This is a genomic window from Alteromonas sp. S167, assembly GCF_036864375.1.
In the GTDB taxonomy this organism is placed as follows: Bacteria; Pseudomonadota; Gammaproteobacteria; order Enterobacterales; family Alteromonadaceae; genus Alteromonas.
The window spans coordinates 380108-401378 of the sequence record NZ_JAZETR010000001.1; the positions used below are offsets into that span (position 1 = coordinate 380108).

The 21271-nt window shown below is 43.6% G+C and carries 19 protein-coding genes, 1 tRNA gene and 1 riboswitch; of the genes, 18 read left to right on the forward strand and 2 right to left on the reverse strand.

Features of this window, described 5'->3' with window-relative positions; all coding sequences use genetic code 11:
• Positions 1-277 precede the first annotated feature (277 nt).
• The 5 genes from V7R35_RS01595 (at position 278) to V7R35_RS01615 (ending at position 7429) form a co-directional block, all read left to right on the forward strand.
• The gene (locus V7R35_RS01595) at positions 278-3082 is read left to right on the forward strand and encodes a TonB-dependent receptor (RefSeq protein WP_334012866.1); all 2805 of its coding nucleotides are present in this window, start codon (positions 278-280) and stop codon (positions 3080-3082) included.
• Positions 3083-3148: 66 nt separating this feature from the next.
• Positions 3149-4279 carry a prolyl hydroxylase family protein gene (locus V7R35_RS01600; RefSeq protein ID WP_334012867.1) on the forward strand — a complete coding sequence of 377 codons (1131 nt, stop codon included), beginning with the start codon at positions 3149-3151 and terminating at the stop codon, positions 4277-4279.
• A 17-nt stretch (positions 4280-4296) separates the two neighbouring features.
• Entirely contained in the window at positions 4297-4566 is a 270-nt protein-coding gene (locus V7R35_RS01605) for a hypothetical protein (protein WP_334012869.1), read from the forward strand.
• A 51-nt stretch (positions 4567-4617) separates the two neighbouring features.
• Entirely contained in the window at positions 4618-5601 is a 984-nt protein-coding gene (locus V7R35_RS01610) for an aspartyl/asparaginyl beta-hydroxylase domain-containing protein (RefSeq protein WP_334012871.1), read from the forward strand.
• Positions 5543-7429, forward strand: coding sequence for a putative 2OG-Fe(II) oxygenase (locus tag V7R35_RS01615; protein ID WP_334012873.1), 1887 nt, complete (start codon positions 5543-5545; stop codon positions 7427-7429). The genes V7R35_RS01610 and V7R35_RS01615 overlap by 59 nt, the downstream gene beginning before the upstream one ends.
• A gap of 141 nt (positions 7430-7570) precedes the next feature.
• Here the strand turns inward: V7R35_RS01615 and V7R35_RS01620 are convergent, their stop codons facing one another.
• Positions 7571-8128, reverse strand: a complete 558-nt coding sequence (locus V7R35_RS01620) for a 2OG-Fe(II) oxygenase (RefSeq protein ID WP_334012875.1) — start codon at positions 8126-8128, stop codon at positions 7571-7573.
• A 135-nt stretch (positions 8129-8263) separates the two neighbouring features.
• Here V7R35_RS01620 and V7R35_RS01625 point away from each other — a divergent pair, with 135 nt between their 5' ends.
• The 7 genes from V7R35_RS01625 to V7R35_RS01655 all read left to right on the forward strand — a co-directional run bounded on the left by V7R35_RS01625 (position 8264) and on the right by V7R35_RS01655 (position 14241).
• A complete protein-coding gene (locus V7R35_RS01625) occupies positions 8264-8962 on the forward strand; it encodes a 2OG-Fe(II) oxygenase (protein ID WP_334012877.1) in 699 nt (232 codons plus the stop codon).
• 335 nt (positions 8963-9297) lie between these two features.
• Entirely contained in the window at positions 9298-10059 is a 762-nt protein-coding gene (locus tag V7R35_RS01630; protein WP_334012878.1) for a DUF3450 domain-containing protein, read from the forward strand.
• Between the two features lie 6 nt (positions 10060-10065).
• Positions 10066-11424, forward strand: coding sequence for a MotA/TolQ/ExbB proton channel family protein (locus V7R35_RS01635; RefSeq protein WP_334012879.1), 1359 nt, complete (start codon positions 10066-10068; stop codon positions 11422-11424).
• A 1-nt stretch (position 11425) separates the two neighbouring features.
• Positions 11426-11950 carry a MotA/TolQ/ExbB proton channel family protein gene (locus tag V7R35_RS01640; protein ID WP_334012880.1) on the forward strand — a complete coding sequence of 175 codons (525 nt, stop codon included), beginning with the start codon at positions 11426-11428 and terminating at the stop codon, positions 11948-11950.
• An 11-nt stretch (positions 11951-11961) separates the two neighbouring features.
• Complete coding sequence (locus V7R35_RS01645; RefSeq protein ID WP_012517737.1) at positions 11962-12360, forward strand: ExbD/TolR family protein; 399 nt, start codon at positions 11962-11964, stop codon at positions 12358-12360.
• Between the two features lies 1 nt (position 12361).
• On the forward strand, positions 12362-12973 hold the full coding sequence (locus V7R35_RS01650; RefSeq protein WP_334012881.1) for an energy transducer TonB: 612 nt from the start codon (positions 12362-12364) through the stop codon (positions 12971-12973).
• Between the two features lie 2 nt (positions 12974-12975).
• Positions 12976-14241, forward strand: coding sequence for a tetratricopeptide repeat protein (locus V7R35_RS01655; RefSeq protein ID WP_334012882.1), 1266 nt, complete (start codon positions 12976-12978; stop codon positions 14239-14241).
• Positions 14242-14332: 91 nt separating this feature from the next.
• Here V7R35_RS01655 and V7R35_RS01660 read toward each other — a convergent pair whose 3' ends face one another.
• On the reverse strand, positions 14333-16426 hold the full coding sequence (locus tag V7R35_RS01660) for a GNAT family N-acetyltransferase (RefSeq protein ID WP_334012884.1): 2094 nt from the start codon (positions 16424-16426) through the stop codon (positions 14333-14335).
• Positions 16427-16484: 58 nt separating this feature from the next.
• Here V7R35_RS01660 and V7R35_RS01665 point away from each other — a divergent pair, with 58 nt between their 5' ends.
• The 6 genes from V7R35_RS01665 (at position 16485) to V7R35_RS01690 (ending at position 21128) form a co-directional block, all read left to right on the forward strand.
• On the forward strand, positions 16485-16910 hold the full coding sequence (locus tag V7R35_RS01665; RefSeq protein WP_334012886.1) for an acyl-CoA thioesterase: 426 nt from the start codon (positions 16485-16487) through the stop codon (positions 16908-16910).
• Between the two features lie 112 nt (positions 16911-17022).
• Positions 17023-17125, forward strand: a riboswitch (TPP riboswitch).
• A 54-nt stretch (positions 17126-17179) separates the two neighbouring features.
• Positions 17180-19273: a TonB-dependent receptor gene (locus V7R35_RS01670; RefSeq protein WP_334012887.1), complete on the forward strand. Its 2094-nt coding sequence runs from the start codon at positions 17180-17182 to the stop codon at positions 19271-19273.
• 8 nt (positions 19274-19281) lie between these two features.
• Positions 19282-19542 (forward strand): hypothetical protein, encoded by a 261-nt coding sequence (locus V7R35_RS01675; RefSeq protein ID WP_334012888.1) that lies wholly within the window; start codon positions 19282-19284, stop codon positions 19540-19542.
• The gene (gene pnuC / locus V7R35_RS01680; RefSeq protein ID WP_334012889.1) at positions 19542-20186 is read left to right on the forward strand and encodes a nicotinamide riboside transporter PnuC; all 645 of its coding nucleotides are present in this window, start codon (positions 19542-19544) and stop codon (positions 20184-20186) included. Before V7R35_RS01675 ends, pnuC begins: the two co-directional genes overlap by 1 nt.
• Entirely contained in the window at positions 20149-20949 is an 801-nt protein-coding gene (locus V7R35_RS01685) for a phosphotransferase (RefSeq protein WP_334012891.1), read from the forward strand. Before pnuC ends, V7R35_RS01685 begins: the two co-directional genes overlap by 38 nt.
• A 102-nt stretch (positions 20950-21051) precedes the next feature.
• Positions 21052-21128, forward strand: a tRNA-Trp gene (locus V7R35_RS01690).
• Positions 21129-21271: the final 143 nt, after the last annotated feature.

Below are 21271 nucleotides of genomic sequence, written 5' to 3' on the forward strand. Positions count from 1 at the left end.
AGTATAGAGAGGTGTTTATCAACCGGGGAAGTACAAAAAATAGCCGATAAAATGCGTCTTTTGTAAATAATCCGTGAAATGTAAGTTAATATTTACGGATTGTTGAAAAAAATAGAAAAAAAAATGAACTTTTGAAACTCAGCCGTCTGATCCCAGTTGACCCTTCACTCTTGTTGTGGTTATTATCAAAGTGAGGCTTCGACCTTACTAATAATAATTCGTTTTAAACGATTTAAGAAACACACACTAAAGAGTTAGTGGTCCAGGGAGACAATACATGTTTACAAACTCTAAGCTGGCTAAGTCAGTGAAGTTAGCGTGCGCATTCGGTGCTGCATCAACAATCGGCTTCACTGGTGCAGTTAACGCACAGGAAACCGAAGAAGCAGCTGACGCTGTTGAAAAAATCGAGGTAACAGGTTCACGTATCCGTCGTACTGACATCGAAGGTGCGAACCCAGTTACAGTAATGTCACGTGTTGATATTGAAAGATTCGGTGTTACGTCAATCGGTGACGTTCTTCAAGCAATTCCTTCAGCAGGTTCTGCTATCAACACCAACAATAACAACGGTGGTAATGGTACAACTACTATTAACATCCGTGGTATTGGTTCAAACCGTACACTAGTTCTTGTTAACGGTAAGCGTTGGGCGCCAGGCCTTGGCGGTTCTGTTGACCTTAACAACATCCCTGCTGCAATCATCGAGCGTATCGAAGTACTTAAAGACGGTGCTTCTGCGGTATACGGTTCTGACGCAATCGCTGGTGTTGTAAACATCATTACTCGTCAAGACTTTGAAGGCGTTCAAGCATCTGCTTACATCGGTGAGTGGGACGAAGGCGACGGTAACAAAGAGCAGTGGGACATCGGTTTCGGTACTGCTAACGACAAAGGTAACGTATACTTCAACATCTCTTACGTTGAAGAAGAGCCAACACTAGCGGGCGACCGTGAAATTTCTGCAGTACCTACTTTCGGTACACCAGAAGGCTTTGGTGGTTCATCAGCTCCACCTCAAGGTCGTTTCTTCACATTCGGTCAAGATGGTTCTGCTAACAACCTACAAGGTGACAGCAACGGTGGTCTAGAGCCATGGGTTGAGCCTACAAGCCGCTTCAACTTTGCGCCATTTAACTACCTTTCTACACCACAAGAAAGAACAAACATCTATACTCAGGCACGTTACGAGCTAACTGATAACGTATCTGTAAACGTAACTGGTTTCTACGGCAACCGTAAGTCAGAGCAGGCGCTTGCACCTACTCCACTATTCATCGGTACTGCGTTTGGTGACACTGGTTTCACACTTTCTGCAAACAACCCATTCAACCCATTTGGTGTTGACGTAACTACTGACCAAGACGTTCTTGATGCAAACCCAGACGCACAAGAAATGTTCCTATTCGGTCGTCGTATGATGGAAGCGGGTTTCCGTAGCTTTAAGCAAAACGTTGACCAATTCCAGTTCAACGGTGGTTTTGACGGTGTTATCGAGTTTGCTGACCGTGAATTCTTCTGGGATGTGAACTACACATACGCAGACATCACGCAGAACACGCTTACTGACGGTCTACTAAACATGAACCGTGTTGCTCAAGCAATCGGCGATCCAGCAAACTGTACTGGTGAGTGTACTCCACTTAACCTGTTCGGTGGCGCGACTGATATCGGTCAAGGTACTATCACGCAAGAAATGCTTGATTACATCACGTTCACTGCACAGTCTGAGCTTAACTCATCACTAGAGAGCTACTCAGCGAACATCTCTGGTGAAGTATTTGAACTTCCAGCTGGTTACCTAGCATTCGCTGCTGGTTACGAGAAGCGTTGGCAGTCAGGTTACGACCAGCCAGATGCAATCATCGCAGCAGGTATCACTTCTGGTAACGCGCGTCAGCCTACCTCAGGTGCTTTCAGCGTTGAAGAAGCTTACCTAGAGCTTGCAGTTCCTCTACTTTCAGATATGCCTGGCGTAGAGCAACTAGACCTAGAACTTGCTACTCGTTACTCTGACTACAGCAACTTCGGTGACACAACTAACTCTAAAGTTGGTCTTAAGTGGCGCATCAATGATGACCTATTAGTACGTGGTACTTGGTCAGAAGCTTTCCGTGCTCCATCACTAACTGAATTGTTCAGCGGTAACAGTGACGCATTCCCACCACTAACGGATCCATGTAACGGCGGTGCAGCGGCTAACCCTAACCTTCCAGGTTGTGCGGGTATCCCAGCAACATATACTCAGCCAAACTCACAGATTCGTATCACTACTGGTGGTAACGCAAATCTTCAAGCTGAAGAAGCAGAAAGCTTTACATATGGTTTCGTATACTCTCCAGAGCAGCTAGACGGCCTATCAATCACGTTTGACGTGTTCGATATCGAAGTTGACAACGCTGTATCTTCTGTAGGTGCGCAAACTATCCTTAACGCGTGTGCTGAAACAGGGGTTAACCTTTGTTCACTAATCACTCGTGGTGCTGGTGGTAACGTTGTTGACCTATTCAACGGTCAAATCAACCTTGGTGGTCAAACTACTTCTGGTTTCGATTACAACGTAGCGTATAACTTCGAAACTGAATACGGTGATTTCCGTGTGAACTGGGATGGTACATACATCGACGAGCGTTCACTAATCGTTGTTGACCCAGTAACTGGTACTTCACAGACCTTCAACGATGCAGGTCAAGCGGGCGACCGTGACGTTGTTCCACGTCTACGTACTAACTTGTCACTTACTTGGAACTACGACGATTGGACAGCTAACTGGTTAATGCGTTACATCGGTAACACTACAGAGCGTTGTCAGATTGACGGTGGTGATCTTGACCAGCAACTATGTAGCGACCCAAGTGCAGAAGTGGGCGGCGATAGCTTCAACGAGCTAGAAGCAATGGCTTACCACGATGTGTCACTAGGCTATGCGGTTAACGATAACCTACGCATCACTGTTGGTGTTAACAACCTGTTCAACACTGACCCAGAAGTATCATACTCGACGTTTGCTAACAGCTTCGACCCGTCAATGTATGAAGTACCTGGACAATTCTTCTACTCACGCGTAAACGTGAACTTCTAATAGAAGTGTAGAATGAATTAATAAAAAGCCTCTTCGGAGGCTTTTTTCGTTTAAGAAGAGTAATAAATGACGATTGAACAACTGATTAACAAAGCCAACGAGGCCTACGCTAAATCCGATTTTGATGGCGCGATGGGATTCTTAAAGGAAGCTGGACTTCAAGGTAGTATGAATGCAGCCCTTGATTATGCTTATCAATTGTCTAGTTCAAAGCCAAAAGAGGCCGTGCAATATCTAGATTCCATTCCTGATTCTGTTAGGCCAATTGTGCATTATCATCAATTGCTTATTGGTTATTTTGGGCAGGTTCACAGCTCAGACAGCGAAGTAGTAGAAAAACTATTACAGCTAGCAAAACAAGGCGTAATTGAAGCAAGTATCACGTTGTTAGCTTATGCACCAGTGAAAAGCCCTGAATTTGAATATGTGGCAAAGGGGCTTCAACAAAAAAGCCCAAACATTTACCAACAACTTCAACTTAATCGCTTTTTATCTGACGGGCACACAATGCTTTCAGGCAACGAAGCAAGTGAATTATTGAAAGCACATTTTGAATCTGCAACTCGTTTAGATAAAAAAGCACGAAATGTTATTGAAGATGTAATGCCAATTGTGGTGTACGAAGACGTGCTAAGTGCCTTTGAATGTCACTATTTAATCACTAAGTTTTCACCGATGCTTGAACCATCTATGGTTGTCGACCCCATAACAGGCAAAGGGCGCGTAGACAGTGTAAGAACGAGCTATATTGCTACGATAGTACCGCAAGTGGCTGACTGGATTACGCGTAAAATAGACACCAGCATAGCCTTACTGACTAACACGCATGTGAATCAAGGTGAGGCGTTAAGTTTATTGCGCTACGAAGCCGGTCAAGAATATAAACCGCATTATGATGCATTGAGTGTTGGTCAGGACGCAGCTATTTTTCAAGATGGTGGGCAGCGCGTTAAAACAGCGTTAGTCTATTTGAATACTGTTGAAAAAGGTGGTTGTACTGTATTTCCAAAGTTAAATTTGAAAGTGGCACCAGTTCAAGGAAGTATGCTTGTTTTTCCTAATACTGACGAACAAGAGAAGACTATTTTAAACAGCTATCATGCTGGTGAAAAAATAATCGACGAAAATAAATGGTTAGTTACAAAATGGATTAGGAAATGTACAACAAACTATGGTAGGTTTATATATGGTAATTAAACTAAAGGATAACACGGATGAAAAATCTATTACGCGTACTACTAGCAGCTTCTGTTGCTTTATCTATGGCTGCTTGTAGCTCTACTAGCAACGATTCATCTTCTGCGTACGCAAAAACTGACGAAGGCGACGATGGAATGGTATGTAAGTTAGAAAAGAAAATTGGCTCTAACCGCATGCATCGCGTTTGTTATTCAGTAGAAGAACGTGAGCAAATGCGAGAAGCAGGTCGTGAAGCTTGGACTCGTATGCAAGGTCGTAATGAAACCGGTGGTGGCGACCTGTAATTCACAGCCTCATTAGTTTACTATGGGAAGCAAAACGCTTCCCATTTTTATATGAATAACAATAATAACCACATCTCTGAATTAACAAGTCGTATTGCAACTCTGGTCGAACAAGCTGACTATGATTCAGCATTGTCTTTTTACGCCTCTTTGTTTGAACAATATCCCGAATTTTTAGGGCCCGAAATGGACGAGCCTGTTACTAAGTCTCGGGCTACGCACATTCATAATGCTGCAAACTTGGCGCGAAGGGCGCTGTACAACGCTTGCTGTAAGATAGGCAGTACGCCTCGAATAATAAAAGCGGTAAACATGTTATGTGGCGTTGAAAAAAAGGCTTTTCAACATGAAGTGCAAAAGCCAAGTTTTCTTTATATACCCGATTTACCGTCTGCTCCATTTTCTAACATCAATGAAGTGGGTGGTCTCAAGGATTTAGTCGACGCTTTGTCTTCACATCAAAACGCTTTTCTTTCTTGCGTCAAACATGCAAACGATAACTATGTCCATGAAATAGGTGAAGTGCCCAAGTCAGATGATTGGAAGCGACTAAGCGAGAATTGGTCTTCCATGCATTTAATGAAAGGCGGCGATTTGACAGAACATGCCAAGCGTCTACCAAAAAACGTAATAGCCTTGTTTAATTCTTCAATACTAGCACATTGCCCTACGCACGCGCCTGAGGTTGTTATTTCAGTGCTAAAGCCAAAAGCTTATATTCCTCCACATTTCGGTATTTCGAATATTAAGTGGACACTGCATATTCCGCTTGTTGTTAACAACAAGGCTTATTTAGATGTAGCGGGTGAAAAAAGAACGTGGAGTGAGGACACAAAAGCGCTATTGTTTGACGATAGTTTTATCCACAGTGCTGAAAACCCGGCTGACGAAGCAAGGGCGGTGTTGATCATTGATATTTGGAACCCTCATCTAACCTCAGCCGAAAAGCAAGACATACAGAAGTTGATGCGCGAATATGCAAATTGGTCTGCACGTTTTGGTGCGATTTCAGTATTGGATAAGAGGTTTTATTAACACCATGCAAGGCCAACCTAATATTGTTATTCCTCAGCTCATCAATGCATTTAGACAAAAAGACTTTTTAAGCATTGTAAAAGCGGTTGAAGCGACGCCGTCTCTTGTTAATATCGACCCCGTAGTAGTGCAGTTATACGGCGGTGCATTACGCAAACTAGCGCAGCATAAAAAAGCGGCAAAAGTGTTCGAAAAAGGGCTAAAAAAGTTTCCGTCATCAACCGACTTAATGAACAGCTATGGCAATTTTCTTTTAGATAATGGTAATCCAGCAAAAGCATCACAGCTTTTCAGAAAAGCGAGCAGTATAAATACGTCTTCATTAGACTATAAATACAACCTTGTAAGATCGCTTGCTGCTGAAAGCAAGTACCGTGAGGCTAAGCAACTAGGAGAGATGCTGTTAAAAAACAGCCCGAATCATCCTTCACTCATTATCCAACTTGCCGCCATTGAAACTGAGCTTGGCAACACAGAAAATGCCGAAGGCTACCTAGTAGCTGTTATCAATATCGATAACCGGAATATTACGGCATTGAATAACTTAGGAAACCTTTTACGGGGGCAGGGTAAACTAGTTGAAGCAATCAAACAGTACGAGTTAGCACTTTCTAACGCCATTCAAGATAAAGTAGATACACCGTTAATTTATCAAAACTTAGCTGCGGTGATGGGACTGAATGGTGATACAGAAGCCGCTTTAGCAATATATGAAAAAGGTTTGACGCGTTTTCCCACAGACAGCGCATTAAATAAAGAGTATGCGCATTTCGCATGGATAAAAAACGTATCATCTCCGTTTTCTTTTTTTGAGAAACAGTTGTCGGTAGAAAATGCAGCCTTAGTAGTGGTTTATTGTGAGTTGATGCTACGAATTGGCGAGGCCGAAAAAGCGCGCAAGTGGTTAGAGCGGTTAACAGACCATGCAGACGATAGCGTTCGCCTTGCCGCGGCCGCTCATTTAAGCAGTGCCCTTCGGGATATGGGAGAGTTTGAAGCTGCGCTAAAAGTTAGTGAAAGTAAGCTTAAAGGAACATCCGGTGATACCATTTCACTTCTTGTTGAGAAAGGGTATGCGTTACTTAGCCTAAATAGATTCAAAGACGCTATTTTAGTATTCGAAAGGGTGTGCCGTATGGCACCGCTTAATCAAGGTTATTGGACATTGCTTTCAACGGCCTACAAGGCTAATGGCAATACAACTAAGTACAGCAACCTTTGTGATTATCAGCGATTTGTGAACGCTCGAATGCTCATCCCCAGTAGCGATGAAAATGACAGTTTTATAAACGTTTTGAAGGACTATCTTTCAACACTGCATAGCGATGAAAGGCACCCAATTGGACAGTCTTTAAGAAATGGCTCGCAAACCTTTGAGAACTTGTTAGACAGTGATAATTCTTTACTACAGAAGTTAAAACATTTTTTAGAGGAAAGGGCCTCGGAGTTTATTGCTAGTCTTCAAACAGAAAAGAAACATCCGTTTCTGTCCAGGTTAAGTCAGGACCTTACCTTTATAGGAAGCTGGTCGGTTCGCCTTCGCAAGTCGGGCTTTCACAAATCTCACTATCACTCTGAGGGGTGGCTAAGCGGTGTGCTTTATATAGACGTGCCGGAAGAGGTTAACCTAGGTGGTAATGGATGGCTTTGCTTTGGTAGGCCAGATATAAACGGCGTAGAAATGGACGAAGATTTTGCGATAAAGCCAGAAGCAGGCACGGTAGTCTTCTTTCCTTCATATATGTGGCACGGCACAAACCCTATTGAAACGAATAGCCAAAGAATGACCGTTGCCTTTGATATTGTTCCAAAAGATAAAAAGGGTTAACAAGGGCGTTGTTTATTACGGGAGTTAACCCTCTATTCACTCAAACTCTGCCGCATCATAGATAGCGTGATACATTTTAATGTGACGCGGCTATACCTTAACACTTGATGCAGCACACATATTCAAGCGTACAGGTGTGTGTTAGGTAACTGGCTCCAATTTAAAAGCCAAAGTGTAGCGTGGTGTATAGCAAATTCGATTAGGGGGACGACCTACATGTTTAATGGCCCCATGAAATATTACCGTTCTGCCAGGCTTAGGTGTGCTGGCGAATACACAGTCATCATGGTCGTTGTAAAATAGCGTTTCGCCTCCCCATTCAATGTCCCACTCAGGACAAAGATAAACTAGCACTGTTAACTCATCTGCTTCTGGTAAGCAGTCGGTATGTGTAAACAGCATGTCTCCATACGATGCATAATTAACATAGCCTCTGTAAGCGCGATATTTTTTACCTGTGGTTTCAGAAATCTGTGCCATAGCTCGCTGGTATACAGGTAATGATGCAATCTGCGCATCGCTGAGTTCAACAGCCCAATGCTTGTATTGCGCCGTATCAGGGCGTGCTACTTCGTTATGTTTAAATGCACTTATTTCAAGCCCTTTGTATATTGAAGTAGCTTCATCTTGTGAGCACAGATTATCGAAAACCCAGATTGGTTTGTTGCCAACAGTATGACTGTAAATTGGTTGTGTCATTGTATTGTTCTTAATTTTATTTCTATGAGACTATGACGGTCATTAATAGCAAATTGTGTTGTACAATCCAACGCTATTGTAAGAAAAACGCTTCGAAAGAAATGCGTATCCGAACGAAATAAAACAGGAAAATCGATGATTGATGGTATGAATAGTCAGCTGTCTCAAGCTGATGTAAAAGCCTCTTTCGACAAAGAAAGAAAAGTAAGGGTTAAGAGTTTCTTAACGCAAGATCACGCCGAGCAGCTTCTATTGAGTCTAACTAATGAAGTTCCTTTTGAAATGGCGCTAGTGCGCGGTGGACGTTACGAATCTATTTCTCAAAGCGCTTGGAAGGCGATGGATAATCAAGCCAAACAGGCTGTTAATACAGAGGTGATGTCAAACGCAGCCAAAGGAATAGGGTTTGTCTACGGACGCCATTTGGTTACATCTACCGAGCGCATTGCGCAAATGAGTAAGTTTTACGATTGGATAAACAGTGAAGCTGTACTTCAGTGGGCGAGGGACCTTAGTGGTTTTGATGATATTTGCACTGCAAGCGTTCAAGCTACGCGCTATACCCCTGGGCAGTTTTTAACCCGCCATCAAGATGTAGTAGAGCGTGAGCAGCGTCGATTAGCTTACGTTATTAATTTAGCTCCGCAATGGCATCCAGATTGGGGTGGTTTGTTACAATTTTACGAAGAAGATGGTACGACCACTGAAAGTTGGGCACCAGAATTTAACACTTTGAGCCTTTTTGATGTAAAACATATTCACAGCGTGAGTTATGTCACCCCTTTTGCTCAGCAGCCTCGTTATGCGTTAACGGGTTGGTTTAAAGCGACCTAATTGGCCTGTATTTGCGCTGAAAGAAGGGAAAATAGCGCTAAATTCAAGTTAATCGATTAAGGAATAAACGAACGTACGTTAACGCTCACAATTGTGACTTTACCGAAAAGTGGCGGTAAAACCAGCAGATAGCGTTAAAACTGTAAGGTGTAAATGGGGTGTTACTTGACTAAACGTAACAATCCATGTGAGTATACTACGTTCGTAGTACTGACGGTTGACGTTTGTACTGCATTCCTGAAACAAAATTGTAAAAGTTTTATACGCCCCTTGCCCGAATATTTTCCTATCGGCGAGGATTCAAATAAGAAATTTGGTTGGGAACTATGTCCAAAATGAGCAAGAGAACTCTTATTGCTTCTACTGTTATGGGTGCATTCGCACTAACAGGTAGCGCAGTCTCTGCAGATACGCTTGAAGATCTTCATAAAGAAGAAGCGAAAATCCACGCGGCTGCAGCGAAATCTCAAGAAAAAATCAATACGTTGTTTGAACAATCTCAAGAACTACTTGTTGAGTATCGTCAAACAGTAGATGAGACAGAAAACCTTAAAGTTTACAACGATTACATCGCTAGTCTTGTTGCTGATCAGCAACGCGGTATCGACTCACTACAGCGTCAAATCGATAGTATCGAAGAAACTAAGCAGGGCATCGTTCCTCTTATGTTCCGCATGATCGACAGCCTTGAGCAGTTCATCAAACTAGACCGTCCAATTCACTTGGATGAGCGTCTTGGTCGTGTAGAGCGTCTTCGTGACCTTATGGCTAACTCTAACGTGACTGTTTCTGAGCAGTTCCGTCAGGTGTTGGACGCATACCTAGTAGAAGTTGAGTACGGTACTAAGATCAACTCTTATCAAGGTACTATTAACGACGCGGGCACAGAAGTAACTGTAGACTTCTTTAACCTTGGTCGTGCTGCTCTTACTGCACTTTCACTAGACCAAACTCATGCTTGGGTTTGGAATAATGAAACTCGCACTTGGGAAAAACTAGGCGACGAGTACCTGTCTTCTGTAATTGAAGCAGTGAAAATGGCTAACGGTTCAATCCCAGCGGACCTAATTAAAATTCCAGTTAGCGCAGCGGAGTAATAGTTAATGAAACCAGTATTCAAAACTCTTTTAGCCGCTGTTGCAGTAGCGGTTACGGCAACCGGAGCACAAGCTCAGGAAGCAAAGAGCCTTAAAGATCTACTTGATCAAGTACAGCAAAACCGTGTATCTGAAGCACGCCTAGACAAGCAACGTGAAGCTGAGTTCCAGTCTGCACGTGCTGACAAGCAGGCGCTTCTACGTAAAGCTCAAGCTGACCTTAAAGCTGAGCAAAACCGTGGTGACCGTCTTCAGAAGCAATTTGCTGACAACGAAGTAACACTAAACGAAAAAGCAGCTGAGCTAGACCAAGCAACTGGTACGCTTGGTGAAATGTTCGGTGTTGTACGTCAAGCGTCTTCTGAAGCGTTTGGTCGTATCTCAACGTCTATCGTAAGTGCACAATTCCCAGGTCGTGGTGAGTTCCTTGCTGCAATGTCAGAAGACTCTAAAGGCCTACCAAACATCAAAGAACTTGAAGATCTTTGGTTCGCACTACAAAAAGAAATGACTGAAGGTGGTGAAGTAGTTAAGTTCACTACAGAAGTTGTAAATCTAGATGGCGGCTCATCTCAACAAGAAGTACTACGTGTTGGTACATTTAACCTTGTTGGTGAAGCTGGTTACCTAGCTTACGACGCTGAAGGCGAAATCGTACAGCCTCTAGGTCGTCAGCCAGATGGTCACTTTGTAGCTTCTACAGCTGACCTAATCGACGCAACTTCAGGTTTCACTCCTTTCTACGCTGACCCATCACAAGGCGCTATCCTTGGTCTATTGAAGCAAAAAGCGACAATGTCTGAGCGTTATCACGCTGGTGGTCCAGTAGGTTATACAATCACGCTTATGCTTGGTGTTGGTCTACTAATCGGTCTTTACAAAATGATCACGCTTACGCTGGTTGGCGGCAAAATGCGCTCACAGCTTAAGAACGTTGGCAACCCTTCAGATAGCAACCCTCTAGGTCGCATTCTTAAGGTATACCAAGAGAACAAGACAGCTGACGCTGAAAACCTTGAACTTAAACTTGATGAAGCAATCTTACGTGAACTTCCACGTATCGAAAGCGGCATTAACGTAATTAAGATTTTCGCAGCTATTGCACCTCTACTAGGTCTACTAGGTACTGTACTTGGTATGATCGAGACATTCCAAACTATCACACTATTCGGTACTGGTGACCCACGTATGATGGCTGGAAGTATCTCAATGGCTCTTGTAACTACTGCTCAGGGTATTATCGCGGCTCTGCCTCTAATCCTTACTCACAGCATCGTAGCTTCTCGTAGCAAGTCAATCATCCACATTCTTGATGAGCAAACTGCGGGTATCGTAGCTGCTCACACAGAGTCGGAGAAGGCGTAATATGAATTACCTGATTGGATTATTCGAATCGGTCAGGGACTTTATCGCTACCGGCGGTGACGTACTATATTTCGTTGCTGCCGCGCTCTTTCTCATGTGGGTATTAATGATTGAGCGTTACTGGTATTTAACCTCGGTCTTTCCAAAGGTGAAGAAAACAATCATCGCCAATTGGGATGCCCGAGCTGATACCACATCATGGTATGCGCATAGAATCCGTGACGCGTGGATTTCTCAAGCGTCAGATGACCTAAACGCTAGAATGCTGATTATTAGAACCATTATTGCAATGTGTCCACTAATCGGTCTACTTGGAACAGTGACCGGAATGATCGGCGTTTTCGAGACAATGGCAACGCAGGGCACCAGCAACGCTCGTCTTATGGCCGCTGGTATCTCTATGGCAACAATCCCTACAATGGCGGGAATGGTTGCAGCGCTATCTGGACTGTTCATCAGTTCACGTCTTGAAGCGAAAGTGAAGCTGGCAAGAGAAGGGCTAGTTGATAGCCTGCCACATCATTAGAGAGAGAGATTATGGCTCGAAAAGTCAGAACCGAGGAAGAAGATGCACAGATCGACATGACGCCCATGTTGGACATCGTGTTTATCATGCTTATCTTCTTTATCGTTACCACTGTTTTCGTTAAAGAAGCAGGGATTGAAGTTAACAAGCCAGATGCGAGCCAGGCAATTCTTCACAAAAATGCGAACATCTTTATCGCCGTAACGGAAGATGGAAATGTTTGGTTAGATAAACGTGAAGTTGCGCCGGACAGCGTAAGAGCGAATATTGAAAGACTGCTTACCGAGCAGCCTACTGACTACGTAATCATTCAAGCCGATGTTAAGGCGAAGCATGGTTTGGTAGTTGAGATTATGGATCAGGTTAAAGCCGCTGGCGTTAACCGAGTCTCGGTAGCGGCAAGGGGATAAGATGTTACGTATAATTGTATCTATACTATTAGGTGCTGGTGTTGCATTTGCCCTGTTCGTTCTAATGGCTAAGTTGATTGAAAACTCATCTAGACCAGCAGACGAAGTACCGCCTGCACCGGTAATTGATATTGTAATGCAGGAACCAGACGACCAGACGCAAACGCGTACTCGTGTTCCGCCACCACCTCCGCCTCCGCCGCCTCAGCCTCCAAAAATGGAGCAAGTTGAGCCGGAAACAGCGGAACCAGATGCAGACGGTTTTAGCTTAGCTATCCCTGCTGTAGATACTGGCGGTGTTGGTGTAAACATTGGTGGTGTTGGTGCTATGCAGCGCGATGGTGATGCTACACCTATCGTTCGTATCGACCCGAAATATCCACCTGATGCAGCCCGTGACGGCCGTGAAGGTTGGGTAAGACTATCTTTCACAATCAACGAAGTTGGTGGTGTAGAAGATATCGAAGTTATCGAAGCTGAACCTAAGCGTGTATTCGACCGTGAAGCGCGTCGTGCGCTACGTAAGTGGAAATACAAGCCTAAGATTGTAGACGGCAAGCCGGTTAGACAAACAGGCATGTTCGTACAGCTAGACTTTAAACTGGAGCAATGATCATGATGAAACAAACATTCAAAATGTCAGCATTTGCTTTAGTGCTTGGTGCAGGTGCGGTGCTTTCAGCACCGGCTGCCCTAGCGCAGTCGGCACCTGTTGTTTGTCCTGGATATACAAAAGGAAAAACAACGCTTGTAGGTGAGCGTACGGGTAAGAAAGTGCAAAAAGCTTTCGAATTCTACAATCTTGACCAGGTTAACGAAGCGTTAAATGTTTTATACGAACTTGACCCTTCTGACGACTTTGACAAAGCGTACGTGCAACGTTTTATTGGTAACTTGCTAGCAGCACAAGAAGGCCAAGGCGGTAAAGCGTTGGGCTATCTTGTTGATGCAGTAGAGCCAAAAGTACTGAATGATCTTGAACACGCTCAAACACTGAAACTTCTTGGTGACCTGAGCATGCAAGAAGAGAAGTACACGGGCGCTATCAAGTGGTACAATGCTTGGATGGATTTTACGTGTAAAGAAGACGCTGATACATATACGCGTTTGGCACAGGCGCTATTTGAGTCTAAGCAATTAGACAAAATGGTAGAGCCAGCAGACAGAGCAATTGCACTGTACGAAGAGCCGAACAAAAACCCGTATGTATTAAAGCTGACTTCTTACTACGAGCGTAAGATGTACCCAGAAACGGTTGCAGTAGCTGAAGAACTAGTACGTGTTTTCCCTCAGGAAAAAACGTGGTGGTCTCGTCTAGGTTTCTTTTATCTTTTAGTTGAAGACTATAAAAAAGGTCTTTCAACGTTCGAAATGGCGTATAACCAAGGCTTTTTGGAGAAAGAGAACGAAATAAAGACACTTGCTCAGTTATACCAAACAAACGGTATGCCTTATCGCGCAGCTCGTCTGCTTGAAAAGCACATGAAGGGCGGTTTGCTTAAGAATGATGCAGATATGCTTGCAAATATTGCGAACGCCTATCACCAGGCTAAGAACTTTAAAACTGCGGCAGGCCTTTATGCGCAAGCAGCAGCGAAGAGTTCAGACCCTGAGCATTATCGCAAGCAAGGTACGCTGTTAATGGTTGCTGAAGATTACAGAGGCGCTATAAAGGCTCTTGAGAGTGCGTTAGAGCGCGGTATTGATAATCCTGCTAAGGTCCACTTCTCATTAATGGAAGCTAACTTCTATGCAGGTAACTTCAAAGCAGCCTACAAGCACGTAGTTGAAGCTAAGAAAGATCGCTCTATGCGTCGCAATGCGTCAGCATGGGAACCTTACATTAAGGAAAAAGCGAAGAACCGTGGTATTAGCATTTAATACTTCGAACTTTCTTTGAAAGCCTCCCTTGGGAGGCTTTTTTATTGCCAATAGAAAGTGCTTTTGACTAAAAAGAGGCTAATTGCAGTTCTTACTTTGTCATTAACGAAGCAAGTTTTTCAGAATCTATACTTTTTCTAATAATTGCTTGTAATTCTTTAATGCCGTTTGCACCTAATTGTGCTTGCAGCGCGTGCACAGACTCCATGCCACTAGTTAAAGCGCTTAGAACGTCTTGTGTTATTAGTTTTTCACTAAGACCTGCATTTGCACGTTGATAATGCGCAATAGCAATAAGGTAGGGCTGCGCATCACCAAGCTGTCGATACCCTGAAGCAAAGTGAAGCACCTTTTTAACGTATAGCGTTTGCAAACTTTCTGACAAAGAAGAAAACGTCGCACTGGCGCTTATTGCTGTTTGGAGGTTCTGTAACGTTACCGTGAGGGCACGAGCGTTGTCAGTTAAGGGCAAAAGTGCCATTGCGCTTGTTTCGCCACTGGCTTTGTTGGGTTTTCTGCCTGTATCAACAATAGAAAATTTATTAGCCTCCCAGAATGCATGTAACTCATGTGTTGCACCGTACGATGTAGATACGGCATCTACACCTTCGCTTTGAGCTTCTTTAATAATTTGTTTAAGCATATTACTGCCCAGCCCTAGGCTTTGAAGGTGAGGTATAACTGCAATGCGATTTATTCTCCAGTAATTAAGTAAAGCCGTATCTTTATTAGCGCTCAAAAGTGCTAATCTTTGGGCGCCTAAATGGCCTTTAGGACGACGCTTGCCGTCAGCAATATCAGAAGCCAGTGGTGCTAGTTTTTCTCCGCCTTCTTTGTTTACGATACATGCCGCAACAATTTGATGTTCTATTCTAAGTACTGCTAGCACTGTCTCTGGGCTATCATAAATTCGCATGAAATCGTCAGGAGTCGTCTGATAGTGCGCTGAAGCAAGTAGCTGCATTATGCTACTCACATCCTCTAAAGACAGTCGGTTAATTTCTTCAATTGAAAACACAGCATGTTGTATCTCTAAATCGTCGTCTCTTTTAGGGCTAAGAGATAGTGAGCTGTTGAACAAACAGTGCGACGTAAGGAAACGCTCGAGTAAATCGTTGTCATACCAGCGTATTGGGCTGGTTAGTGTTATATGGGATACCCTATTGCTTTCCAAAGTCGGCATAAGCTTCAGCATAAAGCCGCTACCACTTCCCTCGTATCCTTGAAGCGTAGTACTTAATAACCAATGATGATGATGGGAAATAAATGACTGCAACGAAGGTAGAGGAATAGAGGCCGCTTCATCAACAATTAAAATGTCCCATTGTTCGTCATGGTCGTTAACCAATCTAGGATCGTCCGGTGCTACCCATTGCAAGGTGCCAGAATCTAGCTCTAATCGTGTTTTTCTTGAAGAAATAGATAAACGTTGGTCATCGTCGTTAAAAGGAAGACGTTGTAGTATATTCGCAATGTTTTCTATGTTGCTGCTGGTAAGCAGAATGTTTTGCCCTTGTTTTAACAAGTGAACAGTAAATAAGCCTAAAAGAGAAGACTTACCTCGCCCCCTAGGCGCGGTAATAGTGGCATTAAGTGCTTTCTTATTGTAAAGGGCCTGTAATTCGGTAAAGGCTTTTTCTTGATCGGCCGATTTGAACGGCGCTGCTGTATTTTGCTTGTTTGTATTCGCCGCCAGTACGGCGTTGTCTGGAATAATAGTTTCGTTTTCGTTATGAAAACATACCCACGGTTGCAGCTTAAGGTGTGTTACAAAATAGCGCAGATATCGACTGTGCTTTTGCTCGTAGCCAAACGATATAAAATCTAAATTTACATTATGGGGCCACTTTTCTAGGTCAGGACACAGTAAGACCAAACAGCCACTTTTTTTCACCGTTCCGGCTACGGCCATCAAAATACTGGGCCTAAATACACTGCGGCAATCTAAAACAGCAATGTCCCACTCGTTTCCCAGTAAATTCTGTCGATTCTTACCCTTTAACTTAGCACTGTAGAACGTGTTTACAGTTAAGTCAGGGGCTAATTGTGCTAGTAGCGCAGTGGCCTGTTCATCAACAAATGTTTCGTTACCGTTAACAACAAGTAACCGCCTATGAATGCTTGCGTTTAACTGTGCGTTTTCATAAGGGAAATGAAGCCAATTACGTAATTCGTTTAGCGCCATAGGTGTGATTTTTCGTTATACTTAGCCATATAGTAGCGATTTATAAAGAGGAATTCGAATGCGCTTTCTTTCTCGGCGTTTAGTAATGCCAAACGATCTTAACTATGCCAATTCACTTTTTGGTGGGCGCGCGTTGGAATGGATAGACGAAGAAGCTGCCATTTGGGCAATTTGTCAATTGGAAACCAATTGCCTGGTAACAAAGCACATTGGTGAAATTAGCTTCGAGTCTCCGGCATTACAAGGCGATATTGTAGAATTTGGATTAGAGACAAAAGCAGTAGGTCGTACTTCTATAACGGTAAGTTGCTTGGTAAGAAACAAGGCAACAAAAAAGACAATTTGTTTTGCCGACGATATTGTGTTTGTAAAAGTAGATCCTGAAACTCGCCTTCCAACGTCTCACGGAAAAACTTTAGAAGTTCTTAAGGCACAAACCGACGATGAAGTTCGTAGGCTTAATATGAATATCGAAGAAAGCTAAGTGTATATGTTATTTCTAATATGAAGTTAGCTTAACGCTAACTTCGCTTGACGATGTTTATCTAACTGGTAGACTCCGTCGCAGTTTTTGAGTGCGGCAGTTTAGCTGCGCTCACGTTACCAAGGGGTGTCCGTTTTCGGTCTGAGATCCACATCGTGGGAACCCTTACACCTGATCCGGATAATACCGGCGTAGGGATGGTGCACAATTTAGCCTAATCACCTGCCGTTAAAGCCGGGTCTTTTTTCTTTAGAAGAATAAGAGATCCCATGTACAAATCACTTTTCACACTTTCATTAATTGCCAGCTCGGTTTCTGTTTACGCTCAAAACGTTAGCGAAAATGCTCAAACAGATAGCGCATCGCCAAAAGACATAGAGCGCGTTGTTGTAACAGGCGATTTTCGTCAAACCACGTTAGACCAGCTGAGTGCTAGTGCTTCAATTATTGATCAAGAGCGTCTTCGTAGCAGACAGCCTTCTCATGTCGACAGTGTGTTAAACAGTATTCCCAATGTTAATTTTGCTGCTGGTGCTTCGCGAGGACGTTTCATTCAAATTCGCGGTATTGGTGAGCGCAGTCAATTTGCTGAACCCATTAACCCTTCAGTTAGCTTCATCGTAGATGAATTCGACTTCTCTGGTTTGGCCGCTGCGGGCATTATTTTCGATACTAAACAGTTAGAAGTATACCGAGGCCCTCAAGCCACACTGTATGGAACAGGTGCATTAGCCGGTGCAGTAAAGCTTACTAGTAATGAAGTAGGTGATGCCGCGCCAGATTATGTTGAAGCGCGTATCGGCAATAAAGATAGCTATCGTATAGAAGCGGCCACTGGCAATAATATCAACAGCGATTGGGGATATCGTGTTGCATTAGTACATAACCGCAGCGATGGTTTTGTTGAAAATACGTTTTTAGGCAGAGACGACACCAATAATATTGACGAATCGGCACTGCGTTTTGCTTTAGAAGGTAACGTTAGCGAACGCACTAAGCTAGCATTAACCTACCGCTGGTTTGATATAGATAACGGCTACGACGCATTTTCATTAGATAACGACAATAAAACACGCTCGGACGAGCCGGGTTTCGACGAGCATCAAACCCATGCAGTGAGTATACGCTCTACAACGTCTTCAAAAGCGGGCGACTTAATTCTTATCGCAACACATGCGTCTCATAATATTGCGTATGGCTACGATGAAGATTGGACGTTCACCGGCTTTCACCCATTTGGCTATACCTCTTTTGACGCTTATTTCAGAGATGTAGAAACACAAACCGGTGAAATCCGATTTGTTTCATCTGAAAGTGCTGCTTTGTTTGATGGCATGACCGATTGGACACTGGGCGCATTTTACAAAACCACTGAAGAGAATTTACTTCGTCAATACACCTTCGCAGACGGCGACTATGCAAGTACCTACGAGCCAACCACTACGGCGCTTTATTTACAGACAGAAACCGCGCTTCAAGAAAACCTGACATTGGTGGCGGGCCTTCGTTTAGAAAATTATGACTTCGACTTTATCGATAATAACGGTTTAGGCCGTGCATTCGACACCAATATGGTGGGCGGTAAAGTGGCACTGCAATATACAGCCGGTGACCATTTCTACTATGCAAGTATATCGCGCGGCTTCAAAGGCGCTGGCTTTAACCCAGACAATCGTCTTCAAGACAATCAACGTTTCTTTGATGAAGAGTACAACTGGAACTATGAGTTAGGTGTGAAAGGACCACTGTTTACACCGTCACTAACAGCACGTGCCGCTATTTTCTTCATGGATAGAAAAGACACACAAATAAGTGACTTTGAAGTTATTGAGCGTGAAGATGGTAGCTCGGGTTTTGCAGACGTCATTGCCAATGCTGATGTAGGCGAAAACAAGGGAGCTGAACTTGAGCTTTCTTGGTTTGCAAGCGATGCGTTTCGTATTGATGCCTCGGTAGGTTACCTAAGCGCTAAATTTGAAGGTTACACACTTGCTGATGGTACTGTTATTGATGAACAACGTCAGGCGCAAGCACCAAAATGGACTGCTAACGTATTTAGTGAATATGCGTTTACCGATAATCTAATGTGGCGCGTCGATGTAGACTTTAAAAGTGAGTACCGTTTCTCAGATGGCCATGACGTAACGTCGCCAAGTTTTGCTTTAGTGAATTCAGAACTGGTGCTATTTAGCGGCGATTGGCAAACTTCATTATGGGTACAAAACGCGTTTGATAGAGAGTATTTCACACGTGGATTCGGCGGCTTTAGTAACGACCCTCGCGATGAGTATGCATTCGATGAGCCGTACTTTCAAATTGGTAACGGTCGTCAGTACGGTGTTACGGTTAAGTACGAGTTCTAGGAGGCGTTATGCACGTTATGGTTGAGTTGTCGCTTTATCCATTGGTGAACGAATACATTCCACCTATCCAAAACTTCATTGATAGGTTAAACGGTTATGACACCATCACTGTCTCGACTAGCTCTACGAGCACGCAAGTGACAGGTGAATACGGTGAGGTAATGGGTATTTTGGGTAAAGAAATGCAGCGTACGCACGAAGAGGTGGGGCAGGCAATATTTGTAGCTAAGTTCCTCAACTTTGACGCGATGCAGGCAAGAAAGTCGTAATGGCCGATTTCCTTACAAGCTTTTCAGAGCAAATTGCTGCCACTTCACTACTAGAGTGGGTGGCAGTAGTGCTTGCCATTGGTTATGTATTATTAGCCGCTTTGCAAAATAGTTGGTGCTGGCTGTGTGCTTTCGTGAGCACGGCTATCTATACCTACTTGTTTTGGCAAGTAACTTTGCCTTTTCAGTCAGCATTAAACTTCTTTTACATGGTAATGGCGGGTTATGGCTATTATCAGTGGTCAAAGGGGGGGGGCGGTTCAGAGAAAAGCGCGATTATCCACTGGCCATGGTGGTTACATAGTTTGTTAGTGCCTACCTTATTGTTGCTTGCTTGGGGCTTGTCGATAATGGCTAGCTCTCAGTTCAATAGTGACTTTTTACTGCTCGATGCAAGTATCAACTTGCTAAGCGTCATAACTACCTTTATGGTAGCCCATAAGATATTGGAGAACTGGGTGTACTGGTTCTTCATCAATATTGCTTCCGCCTTTTTATATTTTCAAGTGGGTTACGCACTGTCTGCCTGCTTGTTTGCAGGCTATGTCGTTTTCTCAATATTTGGTTACTATCAATGGATGATGCAGTACAACAAGCAGAGCAGAAATGTTGAATATCCTCCCGCTTCTGCAGAAGGCGCTTAGGCTTTCCGACAATGCAAAAATCACCAAGCATCCCGCAGGCGCGGTAAATGATGTTTATCGCGTTCAGGATGAAGGAAATGACGATACATCTTCAAGCGCAGACTACGCAGTAAAATGGCTGGGTAACGACACTTTCAGCGGTGTGAATCGTACTCACCAGTTTGTACTTCAACAACAGTTGCATTCGCTTGATATTGCTCCCCGTGCCATTTGGCTAAGTGATGATGAAACACTATGGGTAGAGCAATGGCAACCAAATATAAAAGTTGCGCAGGCAAAACCTGAAACCCTTGCTAATGTACTCGCTCGAATCCACCAACTGCCAATTACTGCAAGGCCATTGAATCTTATTGAACGCTGGCAACACTATATAAATGTCGCTAATTTGGAACCAAATGACTCGCTGTACCTGCACGCTGTATCGCTTCGTAGTAACGTGATTAAAAGTGAGCAAGACGACAATGACTTAGTACTTTGCCATAATGATTTATTATCCAGTCATGTATTGTGCAGAGCGAACGATATTCCCGTTGTTATTGACTGGGAGTACTCAGCAATGGGAAACCGTTACTTCGATTTGGCAAGCTGCTGTTTGATTAATAAGTTAACTGTTGAAGAGAGCACAGCGCTTTTACAGTGCTATACCACCATACTTGGTATTTCTTTTGACGAAGCGTTAGCTAAATTCCAGCTTCATAAGGAAATTGTATCGGTTACAAACGACTTATGGTTTAAGGCCTTAGGTCAAAGTGAAGCAGAATAGACTGAAAAAACATCGTATTGCATGTTAAATGAGCATGCAGTTGCCACTGACACGAAAAACGCTTTACCTTTGTTAACGCATCCGTATAATGCACAGCGCGCTAGGGGTGTAGTTCGAATTGGTAGAACAGCGGTCTCCAAAACCGATGGTTGGGGGTTCGAGTCCCTCCACCCCTGCCACTTTCTTCTCTTGTACTTCCTGTACAAAACAATATTCATACTGATAAATAGAAAAGCAAATTATTTCCACAAGTAACCCTTAAAGTACCTGCTTTCAATGTCTTGTACTTCATATGCAATGTTACGCGTATGGTGTACTGGCA